General features: G+C 45.3%; 13 protein-coding genes and 2 pseudogenes. 6 read left to right on the top strand and 9 right to left on the bottom strand.

All coding sequences use genetic code 11. From position 1 onward, the window contains the following. Positions 1–69 precede the first annotated feature (69 nt). On the bottom strand, positions 70–696 hold the full coding sequence (locus RWO08_RS07245) for a Pr6Pr family membrane protein (protein WP_291431642.1): 627 nt from the start codon (positions 694–696) through the stop codon (positions 70–72). A 169-nt stretch (positions 697–865) separates the two neighbouring features. Here RWO08_RS07245 and RWO08_RS07240 point away from each other — a divergent pair, with 169 nt between their 5' ends. After that, entirely contained in the window at positions 866–1,666 is an 801-nt protein-coding gene (locus RWO08_RS07240) for a formate/nitrite transporter family protein (protein ID WP_314211699.1), read from the top strand. Between the two features lie 95 nt (positions 1,667–1,761). On the opposite strand, the gene RWO08_RS07235 is transcribed toward RWO08_RS07240, so the two are convergent. The 4 genes from RWO08_RS07235 to tsaE all read right to left on the bottom strand — a co-directional run bounded on the left by RWO08_RS07235 (position 1,762) and on the right by tsaE (position 5,113). Next, positions 1,762–3,033 (bottom strand): nucleotide disphospho-sugar-binding domain-containing protein, encoded by a 1,272-nt coding sequence (locus RWO08_RS07235; RefSeq protein ID WP_314211629.1) that lies wholly within the window; start codon positions 3,031–3,033, stop codon positions 1,762–1,764. A 148-nt stretch (positions 3,034–3,181) separates the two neighbouring features. Further along, the gene (murB, locus tag RWO08_RS07230) at positions 3,182–4,084 is read right to left on the bottom strand and encodes a UDP-N-acetylmuramate dehydrogenase (protein ID WP_291431644.1); all 903 of its coding nucleotides are present in this window, start codon (positions 4,082–4,084) and stop codon (positions 3,182–3,184) included. A 23-nt stretch (positions 4,085–4,107) separates the two neighbouring features. Further along, the gene (locus tag RWO08_RS07225) at positions 4,108–4,638 is read right to left on the bottom strand and encodes a GNAT family N-acetyltransferase (protein ID WP_314211628.1); all 531 of its coding nucleotides are present in this window, start codon (positions 4,636–4,638) and stop codon (positions 4,108–4,110) included. Then, entirely contained in the window at positions 4,628–5,113 is a 486-nt protein-coding gene (gene tsaE, locus RWO08_RS07220) for a tRNA (adenosine(37)-N6)-threonylcarbamoyltransferase complex ATPase subunit type 1 TsaE (RefSeq protein ID WP_314211627.1), read from the bottom strand. Before tsaE ends, RWO08_RS07225 begins: the two co-directional genes overlap by 11 nt. Positions 5,114–5,280: 167 nt before the next feature. On the opposite strand from tsaE, the gene RWO08_RS07215 reads away from it, so the two are divergent. Continuing rightward, on the top strand, positions 5,281–5,859 hold the full coding sequence (locus RWO08_RS07215; RefSeq protein ID WP_070756025.1) for a DUF4430 domain-containing protein: 579 nt from the start codon (positions 5,281–5,283) through the stop codon (positions 5,857–5,859). Positions 5,860–6,183: 324 nt separating this feature from the next. On the opposite strand, the gene RWO08_RS07210 is transcribed toward RWO08_RS07215, so the two are convergent. Together RWO08_RS07210 and RWO08_RS07205 are read right to left on the bottom strand one after the other, a co-directional pair. Next, complete coding sequence (locus RWO08_RS07210) at positions 6,184–7,515, bottom strand: RsmF rRNA methyltransferase first C-terminal domain-containing protein (RefSeq protein ID WP_314211626.1); 1,332 nt, start codon at positions 7,513–7,515, stop codon at positions 6,184–6,186. A 116-nt stretch (positions 7,516–7,631) separates the two neighbouring features. After that, positions 7,632–8,243: a hypothetical protein gene (locus RWO08_RS07205; RefSeq protein WP_314211625.1), complete on the bottom strand. Its 612-nt coding sequence runs from the start codon at positions 8,241–8,243 to the stop codon at positions 7,632–7,634. A 744-nt stretch (positions 8,244–8,987) separates the two neighbouring features. Between RWO08_RS07205 and RWO08_RS07200 the strand changes: the two genes are divergently transcribed. The 3 genes and pseudogenes from RWO08_RS07200 to RWO08_RS07190 all read left to right on the top strand — a co-directional run. Continuing rightward, on the top strand, positions 8,988–10,760 hold the full coding sequence (locus RWO08_RS07200) for an ABC transporter ATP-binding protein (protein WP_314211624.1): 1,773 nt from the start codon (positions 8,988–8,990) through the stop codon (positions 10,758–10,760). A gap of 221 nt (positions 10,761–10,981) precedes the next feature. After that, positions 10,982–11,307 (top strand): annotated as a pseudogene (locus RWO08_RS07195) (transposase); the annotation flags it as partial. Positions 11,308–11,356: 49 nt separating this feature from the next. Then, a pseudogene (locus RWO08_RS07190) lies at positions 11,357–11,602 on the top strand (transposase); the annotation flags it as partial. A 274-nt stretch (positions 11,603–11,876) separates the two neighbouring features. On the opposite strand, the gene RWO08_RS07185 reads toward RWO08_RS07190, so the two are convergent. Together RWO08_RS07185 and RWO08_RS07180 are read right to left on the bottom strand one after the other, a co-directional pair. After that, positions 11,877–14,006, bottom strand: a complete 2,130-nt coding sequence (locus RWO08_RS07185) for a heavy metal translocating P-type ATPase (RefSeq protein WP_314211623.1) — start codon at positions 14,004–14,006, stop codon at positions 11,877–11,879. After that, a complete protein-coding gene (locus tag RWO08_RS07180; protein ID WP_314211698.1) occupies positions 13,999–14,367 on the bottom strand; it encodes a metalloregulator ArsR/SmtB family transcription factor in 369 nt (122 codons plus the stop codon). Before RWO08_RS07180 ends, RWO08_RS07185 begins: the two co-directional genes overlap by 8 nt. A 202-nt stretch (positions 14,368–14,569) precedes the next feature. Between RWO08_RS07180 and RWO08_RS07175 the strand changes: the two genes are divergently transcribed. Then, a complete protein-coding gene (locus RWO08_RS07175) occupies positions 14,570–14,869 on the top strand; it encodes a DUF5960 family protein (RefSeq protein WP_314211622.1) in 300 nt (99 codons plus the stop codon). Positions 14,870–15,670: the final 801 nt, after the last annotated feature.

The raw sequence follows: 15,670 nt of genomic DNA, 5'->3' as shown, positions 1-15,670 counted from the left end.
AAAAAACAAAAAAGGCGCAAATCTTTTAGATTCCGCCTTTAGTCTGTTTTATATGAGAATTAATCTGTACTAGTGTTTTTCATGAAAACGCACTACTTTTGGTGCCCGTTTCAGGGCTAGCATGCCATAGGCCAACAAGAGGAAGACCGCCAAAATGGCCACAAAATATTTGCTGAAGCCCCACCAGCCAATGCGGTCAATGTTGAGGAAGAAGTAAGGATAAGGCGAGGCCTTCTCGTTAGGGATGGGCAGGTGGAAGACAGCGCCCCGTATCAAGGCAAAGGTCATATAAATAAGGGGCAACACTGTCCAGGTCAAGGGCTCAAACCAACGATAGTGGCCCTTGGCATCATAGAGGAGCCAATCTAGAATGACCAGAATAGGCGCAATAAAATGAAGGGCAAAGTTCTGGACCCGCCAGAACTGCTCTGGCGTCGCAGTCGGCATCAACAAGACTAGGTAGACGAAGAAGGTCAGGAGAATGGCCGTTGTCACTGCCCCCTTGATGCGGGTTAGGCTAGCGGATGGTGCCGGGCGCCCTAGCACTAGCCAAGCGAAGAAGACCAAGACCAAGATATTGGATAACAAGGTATAGTAGGTTAACTGGTGCCATTTATTTGGATAGAGATTGAAGGTGAGGCCTACGAGTTCTGTTAGGACGATGAGGCTGGGTAGGATGAGACGGCGTTGGCGCAAGATAAGAGACTCCTTTGCTTAATTTATTTACTGGCCTATTCTAGCACAAGCTCAGCCAAATGAAAAGGCTGTCGAAAATTTGTCATTTTATTGCCTCAGCTACTTATCAAGCCCCCCAAAATGCGCTATAATGAAACTATCTTTTATTGGAGGGAAAACCATGTCAGATATGTCATTATCACCATTCGTAGATTTTATTAAAAAAGCCTGCACCAAGAAAGCAGCACTTCTGGAAGAGAGCCTAGGTCGCTATGCAGCGCGCTCTATCTATGCCGGCGCCTTCTTGACCTTGTCAACCGCAGCTGGGGCTGTTGCTGCTGATCAAATCAACACCCTGCACCCAAGCTTAGGCCGCTTCTTGTTCGCCTTCATCTTCGCCTTCGGTTTGGCTTACGCTGTCTTCCTCAACGGGGAACTGGCTACTTCCAACATGATGTTCCTCACAGCAGGTGCCTACAGCAAGGCCATTGATTGGAAAAAAGCACTCAAAGTTCTCTTAATCTGTTCCATCTTCAACTTAGTTGGGACCTTATTCGCTGGCTATCTCTTAGGCAACACCGCAGCCTTCGCTAACCTCAATGAAAACTCAGCCATGGTCGGCATTATCCAAACGAAACTCGCGCGTGGCAACGCCCAAGTCTTCCTTGAAGGGATTGTGGCTAACGTCTTAGTTAACATTGCCATTCTCTGCTTCGTCTTAGTTAAGGATCAAGCAGCACGCCTCACCTTAGTGCTCTCTGCTATCTTCATGTTTGTCTACATGACCAACGAGCACGTGGTAGCTAACTTCGCTTCTATGTCTATCTTGCTCTTCTCACCTTTCAAAGGAGCTAAAGGTTTTGAATTAGTCAATGTCCTACGCCACTGGGGTGTTTCTTACCTTGGTAACCTGGTAGGTGGTGGCCTCTTAATCGGGGTTGTCTACACTTGGCTTAACCAAACCAAGACCAACTACCAAGAGCAAGTTTAATCAGCCAAATCAAGTCTGGGCTTTGCCCAGGCTTTTTTTGTGGGCAAAATCAAAAAGGTTGAAGCTAAGAACTGCTTCAACCTTTTGAGTCTAGTTTATTTGAGGACGCTGGCAATGGCCGCTTCTAAGCGCTCCTGGGTCGGATAGGCCAGGAGTTGGTCTTGCAAGGTCTTCATAGCAGTCCAGTCCGTCCGGCTTAACAGCTGCTTAAAGCCAGCTTCAATGGAGTCTGGCCGCTTGAGGCTAGCTACCAAGGCGGCGTCGGCCCATTCTAGTCGCGCTGCATAGTCAAACTGGTCATAATCATGGGGAATGACCAAGGCCGGCTTGCCATGACGGATGCTGGCATAGAGGATGCCGGCTCCACCGTGGTGGATGACGTAATCGACATGAGGTAGAACCGCCTCGTAATCAATGTACTGATAGCGGTAGACATTGTCCATAATGGCTTCTACCGGTTGGTCTTGACGGGCTTCACTGCCGGCCGTCACCAAAAAGCAAATATCCGGATGAGCCTGAGCCAGACGCTTGACGATGGTCAGCAGGGATTCCTTGCCCCAAGGTAGCAGGGTCCCATTGGTCACCAAGACCATTGGCAGGTCGGTTGGTAAGTGGAAGTCGGCTACTGGCTTCTTAGGATAGGTCGGGCCTAACCAGGTCAGATGAGCTGGAAAGTCCTTGCGGAACTCCAATTCTTCCATACCCAGAGCCAGAATGCCATAAGGCGAATAGAAGCCCTCTTCGCCATTTTGACGATAGAGCTTAAACTGCTGGTAGATAACGGGGTCAAATCGCTTAAGGGCCTTCTTAACAAAGAGTCGATAGACTAGGCGCTTGAAGCCATGGACGGCGCCCCGCCCTAGACGGTTGCGCAAGGCTTGGCGCCAGTTAAGAGGCGGCTTAAGCCCTCCTAGGAAGGCAGGCGCGTCGGTCTTGCTTTCGATTGAAAAAGGTGTCGGGTTGGTCGTCAACCATGGCAGGCCTAGCTTATCGCAGACCATGCCGAGGGGGGCGAAGACAAAGTCCACGGTGGCCACATCAGGTTGAGTCTCTCTCAGAATGGCTTCTACCTGGGTCATGAGGTCCTGACACATGGTGATGGCAGCCTGAATCTGCCCGTAGAGAGTGGAGGCATTGAGTTTGGTATCGGTCGAAGCAATGTTGTCGAAGACATCTGGTTGATCAGGCAGGAGGGCCTGGCACTTAAAGCCCAAAGCCTGGGCTACCGGCACCTTGGTCACACCTGTATAGACGGTAATATCATAGTTAGGGTTATCTAATAAGGGTTGCATCAAGCCCAGAACGGGATAGAGATGCCCACTTAATGGGGGGGCAAACACGGCCAGTTTGATGACTCGGCATGTCATAGTCTCCCACTCCTTTGTTCATAAATTCATCTCACTGCTCTAGTGTGAACCATCTCCGCTCAATAGTCAACGATATTTACGAATTTTTTAGATTAAGTTTGCATAACGCCAAGCAAAAAGGACAGGTCTACTAACCTGTCCCAAATTCTTAATCTTCGCCGATAATTCGTACTTCTGGCTCCATGAAGACCCCTGTCCGGGCCCAGACCACCAGACGAATGTGTTCAATGACTTCCAAGTAGTCGGTAGCCGTCGCATGGTCTACATTGACAATGAAGCCCGCGTGCTTGGTTGAGACTTGCGCCCCACCTACTTGGTAGCCCTGCAGGCCAGCATCTTGAATGAGCTTGCCGGCAAAGTAACCCTCAGGCCGCTTGAAGACTGAGCCACAAGACGGATACTCTAGCGGTTGTTTGCTTTGACGAAGGTGGGTCAACTCGGCCACCTTGCTATCAATGGTGCTCTGATCTCCTGGCGCTAAATCGAAGGTGACGCCTAAAATCACCTCGTCCCCTTCTTGGAAACGACTGTAGCGATAGCTGAAGTCGCAATCTGCTCCCGCGTAGGTCTTGAGCTGGCCGTCACGCGTCACCACCTCGACCTGGCTAATGACATCCTTGACCTCGCCCCCATAGGCGCCGGCATTCATATAGATGGCCCCACCAATGGAACCCGGAATGCCACAGGCAAATTCCAAGCCAGTCAGCCCGGCAGCAGCTGCCTGACGGCTAGCTTCAATCAAGGCCGCCCCACTGGCTGCCTTCAACTGGTCGCCTTCTAGGACCAGCTCCTGCATGTCTGTCAGAATCATGACCAGGCCCCGGATACCACTGTCTTTGACGATGAGGTTGCTGGCATTGCCCAGAACGGTTAGAGGCAAGTTTTCTTGCTTGACCGCTGCTAGGACCCTTTGGACTTGCTCCACCGAACGTGGGAAGACTAAGAAATCAGCAGGCCCCCCGGTCTTGGTGTAGGTATAATTGGATAAGGGTTCATTGGCTTTGATCGTCAAAGTCCCTAAGATATCTTGTAATTTGGCTAAATCCACCATAAATTAACCTCTTTTCACATAATTTACTGGCCTGAATCCTTGAGAACATGTTCCATCAGGATGGTATCGTAGTAGCGGCCGCCACGCGCCACGCGTTGCGTCAGTCGACCTCGCTCCTGGAAGTCGAACTTCTTATAGAGGCCGATAGCTGGCAGGTTGTCCGCAATGACTTCCAGATGCAGGACACGCAGTCCCACCCCCTGGGCAAAGTCCAGCATGGTCTCCATCAAGAGGGAGCCAATGCCATAGCCCCAATACTCGGCAATTAGGCAGACGCCGATTTCAGCTACATGGGCGAGCGCCGGCAGCCCTTGAGGCTGAACCGTCGCAAAGCCCACCAGCTGGCCATCCACTTCACTGACTAGCATGAGGGCGTGAGGATGCTGGTCATATTGCTCGATGATGGTGACTTGTGCCTCCACATCATCGGAATTGTCGGCTAGGACCACATAGGGTGACTCCTGGCGAATCTGGCTCAACATACCCAAAATAGCACGAGCATCGCCGGCTTCTGCCTGGCGAATAATGACCTCTACATCCTGCTTATCTGGCATGGTCGTTTACCTCCTTGCTCCATTGGCTCAACCATTCTGGCTCCTGGCCACCCACCCATTGGATGGTCAAGACCCGGTCGTCGACCTCTTGACCGTATGAGAGTGCCAGGTCAAGATAGGCCGTCGGGAGTTCCGTTTCGATAAATTGAGCCCACTCCACTAGGACCAAGTCGCCCTGCTGGCGATAGGAAGCCAAGTCCACCGTATCGGCGCCCCCTTCTTCCAGGCGGTAGGCGTCAATATGAATGAGACGAAGTGCCGTCTGGCCTTCCAAGTCATATTCTTTCACAATGGTATAGGTGGGACTCTTAATTGCCCGCGCAATCCCTAAGGCCTTGCCCAGTCCTTGGGTAAAGGTGGTCTTGCCCGCCCCCAGATCCCCTTCCAAGCGAATCCAGGTTCCTGCAGGTAAGACGGGAGCCAGGCTGGCTGCCAAGGCTTGGGTGTCTTGGGCTGAATGGGTCTCTACTCTCATGACGGCACTCCTTTTGACATGATATATTTCCTTCATTATATTATAACCAAAAGCCCGTCAAGACGGAAATAATATGCTAGCTAATCCGGTTACAATTGCGAAAGATTTGACTTTCCGCCTGATTCTTGGTAACGTATAGGTAACTACACTTAATCAGGAGGGATCGTATGAAAAACAAACGATTAGCACTTGTACTTGCGGCGATTGTCTTCTTAATTGCGATTATTATTGCCTTGTGGGCTATTTTATCAGGGGTATTGAAGGGCAACCAACCAAGTCCTCAAGTATCCGGCTCTAACATTGCCCAAGTTGTCTCATCTTCAGAATCTAGCTCTTCTGTTGCTTCTAGCTCTTCCGCTAGCACTTCTAGCGAAAGCCAAAGTAGCGAATCCAAAGCTTCTGGCGAAGAAAAATCTACCACCGTTACCTTCAAGTTCTATGTACACGGCGAAATCATCGGTAGCTTTGATGTACCAAATGCCGCTGGTAAGACCGTCTTCGAAGCAATGAAATCAAACAAGGAAATCCGCTTCAACTACAATGAAGAAGAACAAGTCATCGACAACTTCTTCGACAACGTTAACGACGGCGAAAACACCTGGGTTTACCTCTTAAACGGCCAAGTGGCTGATCACGGGGCTAAAACTCAAGTCCTCAAAGCCGGCGACTCCATCGACTGGTACTTCGGCACCATCGACGAAATCCCAACCTCTATTATTCCAGCCTCAGACGCTGAAGCTGAATAATCTCATAGTAGACAAAGTAAAAGCGAGCCAGCCCAGTGCTGCCTCGCTTTTTTGTGTGTTTTCTTTTTGGCTTATGAGCTTTCGACTTAGCTTGAGCCCTTTTCAAGGCTCCTCTCTGAGCTAGTGGTCCACTGGCTCACGACTTTTGACCTAGTTTGAGACTTTCTTCAGGCTTTCTCGCCGAGCTAGTGGTCCACTCGACGGAGTGGTCCACTGGCTATCAGCTTTTGACTCTGTTTGCCCCTTTTTCCGGGCTTCCGTCCCGAGCTAGTGGTCCACTCGACAGAGTGGACCACTGGCTCCTAGCCTTTCTCCTGTTTCCACTCAGTTGCGGCGCAGGCGCAGGCCTTTTGGATAGTAGTTCTTAAGCACTCGGCCGGTGACCTTGGCGAAGCCTAGGCCGTTGCCGCCCGCTAGGACTTGGTACCAGCCATTTGGTTTGTCCTCTGCCAAATCGACCGTCTCGCCGGCTAGGTAGCGGGTGACTTGCTCTTCGGGCAGGGCCACCTGACTAACTGTCTCGTCCGGACGCAGCGCCAGGCCCAGAGCGAAGCTAGGCTCGAAGCGTTTCTTCTTGAACTCGCCCAAATGCAGACCCTTGTGGGCAATCCGTAATTTGCCTAAATCTGGCAGACCCTCTGGCAAGAGATAGAGATGGTCGCCAAAAGTCTGGAGGACGCCCGGCAAGGTCACAGTCAAATGACTAGCTACAAAGTCCTGCCAGAGCTTGAGCTGGTCAGCCGTCACTTTGGCTTTGAGTGGCTTGAATTTACCAGGCTTACCCTCGGCTGCCTGCCCCTCATAGCAGAACTTGGCCACAAACTGCCCCTCGCCTCGAAAATGCTGCGGATACATGCGGGCCGTCTCAGCATAAGACAGGCCCGGCACCATGCCATTGAGCTTAGGCACCTCAAGCAAGGTCAGCGGATAGTGTTCCAACAACCAAGTCACAATGTCCTCATTTTCCTCAGGTGCCCAAGTGCAGGTCGAATAAACCAAGGTCCCACCCGGCTTAAGCATGAGTAGCGCCTGCTCCAGAATTTCTCGCTGCAGCGCCGCACACTGGCTAGGATATTCCGGCGTCCAGTAGTCCATAGCCTCAGCCTGCTTACGGAACATGCCTTCCCCCGAGCAAGGCGCATCCAGCACAATCAGGTCAAAGTAAGCTGGAAAGATCTGGGCCAAGCGCTCTGGCGACTCATTGGTTGCCACCACATTGCGAGCCCCGAATCGCTCCAGGTTCTCAGCCAGAATCTTGCTGCGCTTGGGATGTATTTCATTGGCTACTAAGAGACCCTGGTTATCCAGATATGACAGCAAATGGGTCGACTTGCCCCCAGGAGCTGCTGCCAAGTCCAGGACCTTGAGCCCTGGCTGGGGTGCGGCTGCCTGGCCCACCATTTGAGCGGCTGGCTCCTGGGAGTAGACCAATCCCGTCACATGGGCGGTCGAGCTGCCTGCCACCTTGCCATAGTAGCCCCAAGGGGTGCCCGGCATAGGCTGGGCTGATTCAGGCAAAGCTGACTGACTAGCCTTTAGAGGGTTGACCCGGAAGCCGGACTCCGCCTCTAACTTAAAGGAATCTAGGAAGGCCTGCCCCTCCTCTTGGCCTAATAGGGCTAAATATTTTGCTTGAAATCCTGCTGGAAATGTCATGACCGGCCTCCTTATGTCTTCTCATTTTATTTTAGCGGGATAAAGTAGCAACTGCAAGCCCAAAAGACCCTCCCAAAAACAAAAACACCCTGCCCTCAGGCAAGGTGCTTAAGAGATTATTCCTTAACAAAGGAAACCTGATCCAACTTAAAGCCCTGATCTGAGACCTCGGTCAAGGTCAGGACTTCTTCACCCAGTAAGCGAACCCGAATAGTGCCTTCTGACTTGCTCAGTTCTGGTTTGGTTAGCCGCAGATAGATGGTCCCTGTCTCTCTGACATGGGCATAAAGACCGGACACTTGATTCTCTAGGACTTCTACCATCTTATCTGGATCTACTTCTTGGCCTAAGGCCTTCTGATAGGCGGCCACATCCAGCCCTAATTCTTGGCGAGCTTTCTCGATTTCCTGGCTAGTCATACCGGGCTTGATCTTCTTAGCTAGCGCCCGCTGGTTGACGGTCACTAAAGTTTGGAAGGCTTGACCCTGCTTGGCAAGTTGCTCGGCATCAATCTCAAGCTCCATAACGGTTTCCGTGACGGTTACCTTCTTAATGAGGTGGGCAGATTGCGCTAGATAAGTTCCTGACAAGGCGTCAGACTGAGCCAGGGCTAGACTAGGCGTGAGAAGGGATAGGACTAACATGAAAGTTGCTAGAAGTGAATAAAATAAGGTCCGCTTGCTTGCGTACTGACGATTGGCTGCTAGGGTATAGTGCGTATGGTTCATAGTGTTTCCTCCTAACTCGCTAGATACCATAAATTAAGAACAATAATAGCCAGTGCTATTGAGGGAATTGACGTTAAGGGACCTAGTTTCTTTCATTAAATTCACCTCTTGATTTAATATTTTTTTCATTATACACCAGTGTCAAGTAATTTGGAAGCCCTTTTTCTAAAAAAATCTTGTTCTTGCCTCCTAACTCCCCTTTTGTCTATGACTCAGTTAATTAACATCGTTTCAAGTCCTACTCAAGCAATCCCTTTGTAGTAACAGCTCCTTTTCTAATGAAGGTCACACATTATTATATCAACATTATAAACCTCCTTGACTCTCTAATTTTTTTCTGTATAATACTAGTCAACCTATGTATTTGACTCCCTAGTCTTACTTGAAAGAAGTGATACCCATGACTCAATTTAACTAGGTCACTTCCTTGAAACAAAGGATGTGCCTTAAACTTATTTACAATGCTAGTCGTCATCGATTAACACTTATAATAGTCATCACGATGAACGGAGGTTTATGCATGTCGAATTTTGCTTTCTATGGATTCCTTAATCATGACTCAAAGTATCCTTTTGCTAACATGATTTGGGGTAAAGATTCAGTGACTCAAACAAACAATGGAAAAGTAGCATTTCATACTAGTAAGGATGTGGCTAGTCTATCTGAAAGCTACTCTTTCCCCAATCACTCCTACGATTCAGGGAATCTGACTCAAGCGCTATAAGCTGCTTGAGCCAATAATTTATGAGCCTATTTTCTACTTTCACATCCTATATGTCGCTCTACTACCGCAGTCTTCGTTTTGTCTGGCAGGCAGCGGGTGGCTTAGCTCTGGGGCTTTTGATTACTATTCCCCTACAAGCCTTACTGCCTTCCCTGACGCTCTATCTGATTAACCAGCTCATGAATGAACTGGCAAGTGGTAGCCAAGAAGGAGTCTGGCTCCTATTAGCTTGGGGGCTAGCTTTTATACTGGGCAATGCCATGACCCCTCTCAACCTTTATTTACAGGGGCGCTTGACTGACCAATTAACCTTTGCCCTTAATGATCAGATAATGAAAAAGGCGGAATCTATTCAGACCTTGGCTTGGTATGAAGACCATGACTTCTACAATAAAATTGATTTAATCAGTTCAGAAGCCAGTTGGCGTCCAGTCAATCTGCTAGTTTTCGGGACCAGTCTCATCAGCAATGCCCTCTTGGTGATTTCCATGTTCACCCTCCTCAGCCAATTTCATTGGGTAATTGCGGTGATTTTAATCATGGTGCTGATTCCTCAAGGTCTGATGGCTTATCGGATTCAGCAACAGGCCTTTGAAACCCTAGTTTCCAACAGTGAGGATTCGCGCAAACTAAGCTACTACGCGAGCGTTGTACTGACAGCAGACTATATCAAGGAAGTCCGTCTCTATCATTTGCATGGCTACTTCCAAAATAAGTATCGGCAAATTTTCAGCCAAATACGCTCCGCAGTTCAAGGCAACCGACGGCGTCAGCTCTGGCTCTCAACTGCCTTTTTGGTAGTGACTGGCCTTGTCAGCGTCCTGAGCTTTGCCTATCTTGTTCAAGGGGTCAAGTCCGGACTCTTCGCCGTGGGCGCTATTATGATTTTTGCGACTGCCATCACCTACACCATTCAAGGTGTCAGCCGCTTGGTAGAGGATTCGAGCTTGCTCTATGATACGCTCCTCTATATGTCTAATTTCTTTGACTTCTTGGAACTTGAGGAAGAAACCAGTTTTGGAAATCAAGAAGTTCCGAGTGAATTTGACTCACTCGAATTTCAAAATGTCAGCTTCACTTATCCAGGCGCAGATAAAGCCACCCTGTCCCAGGTCAGCTTTGACATAGCACGTGGTCAAAAAATCGCCCTGGTCGGTGAAAATGGGGCCGGCAAGTCTACCTTAATCAAACTCTTGTTAGGCTTCTATTTGGCGGATCAAGGTCAGGTACAATTTGATGGCCATAACATTTTGGACTTAGATATCGTCCACTACCGGCAACAGTTCAGCGCCGTCTTCCAGGATTTCGCTAAGTTTGACCTGACGGTCCGAGAGAATGTGGCCTTATCACGAATTGACCAAGCCGATGACCCCCTTGCCTTGCAAGCCAGCCTGCAACGTGGCGGAATTGAAGAAGGCGACTTGCTAACCTTGGACCAAACCCTAGGCAAACGTTTTGAAGATTCCCGCGAGCTTTCGGGCGGCCAATGGCAAAAACTTGCCTTGGCACGTGCCTTCTATTCTCAAGCACCCATTCTCATCCTCGATGAGCCAACTGCTGCCTTAGATGCACGCGCAGAGAATCAACTTGTCACCAAGTTTCTTGAACTAGCGGAAGACAAGACTGTTCTCTTTGTCACACACCGCTTGGCCATGGTCAAAAAAGCCGATAAGGTATTAGTCCTAAAAGACGGCCAAGTCGTCGGCTTTGATCACCACGACCAGTTACTTGAGCATAACGCCTACTATGCTGATTTATATGCTCTACAGGCAGATTTGTATCGGGAAGAATAAGGCTAGAAATTAAGGCCTGTAAAGTATAAAGGAGCCTCAAAAGCTGGATCCTAGGTCCAACTTTTGAGGCTCTTATTTGTTTGAAGCCAGCCCAATCGGCCTTCTTCATAAAAAGGGTGGGCATGCTCACGGCACTAACCCCCGTAAATGAGAATTAAATAAAAACACCTCCAAGTTGGATTAGGTACAATATAATCAAATGCACATGGAGGTGTCTTTTTATGGTTAAAAAACGTGTGGCCTATTCTGTCGATACAAAGAATAAAGCCGTAGAAATGAAATTACAGGGATATACTACAAAGCAAGTAATGCAGGAGTTAAACATAAAAAATGAAACTCAAGTAGAAACATGGTTTAGATGGTATAAAAATGGAGAAACTCATCGTTTCCACCAACAGGTGGGAAAACAATATTCTTATGAGAAAGGAATGGCTAAACTTTCTGAAATCGATCAATTAAAATTAGAATTACAAAGAAAAGAAGTTGAATTAGAAATATTAAAAAAATACAAGGAATTGGAAAGGAAGTGTCGCCTCAAGTAGTTGTATAGTTAGTGGAAGAATTGAAAGATAAATATGCGGTACATTTAATTTGTTCTTGCCAGTAAAGGCATACGTCCATCCATGTCTCGCAAGGGAACCAGCATAGATAATGGCATGATGGAGTCCTTCTTTGGTATCTTGAAAACAGAAATGTTTTACGGATTTGAGAAAAATTTCAAGTCTCTGGATCAACTGGAGCAAGCTATTACCGAGTATATTTTTTACTACAACAATAAACGCATTAAAGCAAAACTAAAAGGACTTAGTCCTGTTCAGTATAGAACTAAATCCTTTCAATAATATTTTTTGTCTAACTTTTTGGGGTCAGTACAATGACTCATAAATATTTTTTTGCAAGTTCAAATACTCCATGAGATTAATAACTTTATTATTTTCGCCAACTTTACTAATCGTATAAACATTCTCCAAATTTCTCAACATCAATTGAGAAATTTGGCTTTTTCCGTTGCTCAGTTAAAGCGTCCTTTAGTTGTATATTTCCTGTTAATATCCCTTTTGAAGCATAACATTGTTTTCAATGATCGCACCCGATTGTTGACACCCATTTTAGAACCTATTCTTTGATTTTCAATAAGCGTAAACTGTTTAATGTTACAAGTAAAGTTGCTCCCATATCAGCAAATATCGCTATCCAAAGTGTTAACCAACCGGGCATGACCAAAAGTAATGCCACTAATTTAATCGCCAAAGAGAAGGTAATGTTTTGCTTGATGATTGCTAAAGCCTTACGACTTAATTTTATTGTATATGGCAATTTACTCAAATCATCAGACATTAAGGCGATGTCAGCCGTTTCTAAAGCTGTATCAGTTCCAGCACCACCCATTGCTACACCAACGGTAGATGCCGCAAGGGCTGGAGCATCATTCACGCCATCTCCGACCATCCCCACACTTTGATGTTTTTCTCGAAGTTCTTTAATAAAATTAAGCTTATCTTCTGGAAGTAAGTCAGCTTTAATATCCGAAACACCAACTTGTTTTCCGATGGCTGTTGCCGTTCTTTGGTTATCGCCTGTTAGCATCACTGTTTCGATTCCCATATTGTTCAACTTGCCGATAACTTCTTTAGACGATTCCCTCATTTCATCGGCTACGGCAATAAACGAAAGAATTTCTTTTTCTGTTCCTAACACCATCACCGTTTTTCCTTGAGTTTGCATATCGGCAATTTTTTCTTTTTTATCGCTTGAAATGCTTCCGTGTAATTCCTCAAAAAGATTTTGACTTCCCACATAATACATTTCATTATTTATTTTGGCTTTAACGCCTTTACCTGTAATGGATTGAAAATCCTCTACTGTTACTTCATTGAATTTTAATCCATTTTCTTCTGCTTTTCGCATAATCGCTGAAGCAAGAGGGTGCTGCGATCCTTTTTCAATGGCTGATGTTATGGTTATTAATTCATTTTCATTTCTACCATATGTCACAATGTCTGTTACAGCTGGAATCCCTTTGGTTAATGTTCCTGTTTTATCAAAGGCTATCGCTTTTAAGTGTCCTGCTGCTTCTAAATGGATACCACCTTTAATTAATACACCATTTTTCGCTGCATTTCCTATTGCTGTAACCACAGCAACTGGAGTTGAGACTACTAAGGCACAAGGACAACCAACCACTAATACAGCTAATCCTTGATAAATCCATTGGCTCCAGTCTCCGCCAAATAATGGTGGAACTACTGCAATTAAAAGAGCTAGTATGACAATAGCTGGTGTATAGTATTTTGCAAATTTATCGACAAACGCTTGAGAGGGGGCCCGTTCTGCTTGGGCTTCTTCTACCAAGTGAATGATTTTTGAAAGAGTGGTATCTTCAACTCGTTTTGTTACTTTAACCTCAAGTAACCCTTCTTCATTCAAGGTTCCTGCAAATACTTCATCATTTGTGATTTTCGTTACTGGAACACTTTCACCTGTAATCGCAGCCTGATTTAATGTCGATGTACCTTTAACCACTATTCCATCCATTGCTAACTTTTGACCGGGCTTAACTATCATGATGTCTCCAACTTGAATCTCATCAACATGAATCATCATTTCTTCATTGCCTCGTCGAATTAACGCTTCTTTTGGGGCAATATCCATTAAAGATTCAATAGATTGACGTGCTTTATCCATTGAATAACGCTCTAATGCTTCACTAACCGCAAATAGGATAACAACGGTTGCCCCTTCACCCCATTCACCAATAATTGCAGCTCCTATAATGGCAATAGTCATAAGCGTATTCATATCGAAATTTAATCTGCTTAAATTTTTGAGACCTTTAATAAATAACGAATATCCACCGATTAAAATGGACGCTGCATAACCAATTGTCGGTAGAACATGCTCTTCACCATACTGCTCTCCTAAGAACCAGCTAACTACAAGTAAAAGAGCTGATATATATACCTTAATGTTTTCTTTCTGCTTCCAAAAAGGTTCTCCTTCTACCCTTTGTTCTTTTTCATCTCGAATTTTTAAATTTTCAAATGCTCCTGCTTTTTCTAATTCTTCAATGGTTGTCGTCCCTTTAACATAAACTTTAGATGCTCCGAAATTTACTTTCGCATCCTGAACACCGGGAAGTTCTTTAACATTATTTTCAAAAATGGCTGCACAGTTAGTACAAGTAAATCCTTGAACACGATAGGCTTTCATTTCTTCTTCGAACAGTTTTGCTTTCCCACTAGACATTGATCTTCACCTCTTTCTTAAGTGCCAATGCAATCATCATAATTTGTCTGATATGCTCATCATCTAATGAATAAAATGCAAGTTTTCCCTCTTTTCGAAACTTAACAATCCCTTGCTTATGGAGCGTTCGCAGGTGATGAGAGGCATTTGCAAACGTAACACCTATAATATTTGCAATATCACACACACACAGTTCGTCATCTTGACACAATGCATAGGTAATTTTTGCTCTATTTTTATCTGCAATAGCTTTTAACATTTGGGCAACACTAGAAATATCTACTGTCTGTAAATTACCTTGTATTCGATTGACCTTTTCTTCGTCATAATAATAAATTTCACAAGTATCTTTTTTAATTATATTCTCACCCCAATATCATTCAAGTATTTGCTTGAACATAGTATAACCCTTTTCATTAATTAATTCAAGTGTTTTTTTGAGTGAATAAAAAAATTCATAAAAAAAGACTTGGAGTACCCAATTCTAATAACAAAATAACCAATCTGCATAAGACTTTAAGTACATAACATTATTAGTATTGAACTTGTTGAGGAGGTGCTCTATGAATCAGCTTGAATTTCAGCGTAATCACCTACAAATGGACTATTACAGCGAGAGCTACCAAGATTTTGAACGTGACTTCTACCGCTACTCCAACATGAATATTCCATTGACCTTTCTGACTGATGATATCCTCAAAACAATGGCAACTTCTCGTAAGAATTACTTTGTCCTCAATAAGGAAAAGGCTAGAGATAACCGTGATCACTTCTTCATTTTCGACATAAGCACCTTAGAAGAGAATCCACTAATCTACCGCTATTCGTACAAGAAAACTACAACATATTTAGTACAAAAATAGGAGTGATGCGAAAGACCACTCCTATTTTCTATCGTCTCATTATATAATTAAAATCACCATTTTATTGAAGCAACTAGATTCTTAGGAATTATTTTTTCTATAATATCTAATTGCGCCGAATGTACTGGTACTTCTTCCTTTTAAATGAAATGTTTAGGTTTTATTGGCTTATCAAAATAGATGGGTTTGCAAGAATATCTCTACTATCATCTACCCTTTTTGGGAGACGAGAATTTTAAACATCTCGTCCTGATAATATGTGCCAATTTTTGGTCCCAGATATTGTTATTTTGTTTCATCATTTCAGCCATGATTTTCAGCTCAAACTCTGCGCAATTATTCCTGGGTTTGAACTAGCTTTGCCAACAGGCGTTGCATTATTAAACGTTGAATTACCGGAGACCGTAATCAAGGCTAAATTACCAAAGCAATTCAGATCTTCATTTTCCAAAGGGAGCAACTCTGTTGGATTTTGCGGATAGATATGAAGAAAATTTATAACTTGTGCATTTAAGCCCTTCAAAGTCTTCAACTTTAAACATTAGCGGCTTGTAACTTTCAAATCGCTGATTGATGTTGTCATTGTATATCATTGTTGAAAAAGCCCACAAAGCACCTACGATTAGTACGACTACAGTGAGCACAATCATTCGTACTCTTGATTTTTTTGAGTTTCTCATTAAAAATCGTGTTGGTAGAAAAATCGACTACTTCTACCAACACGATTTTACAAAGAGCCTGTACTCACATCTCTTTTTCTCCTGTAAAACTATTGTATCTTGATACTTTAAGGAGTTTCAA

Origin of the sequence: uncultured Abiotrophia sp. (assembly GCF_963520105.1) — a bacterium.
GTDB lineage: Bacteria > Bacillota > Bacilli > Lactobacillales > Aerococcaceae > Abiotrophia.
Note: the sequence above shows the minus strand (reverse complement) of the source record. Positions and strands in the feature narration are given on the sequence as shown.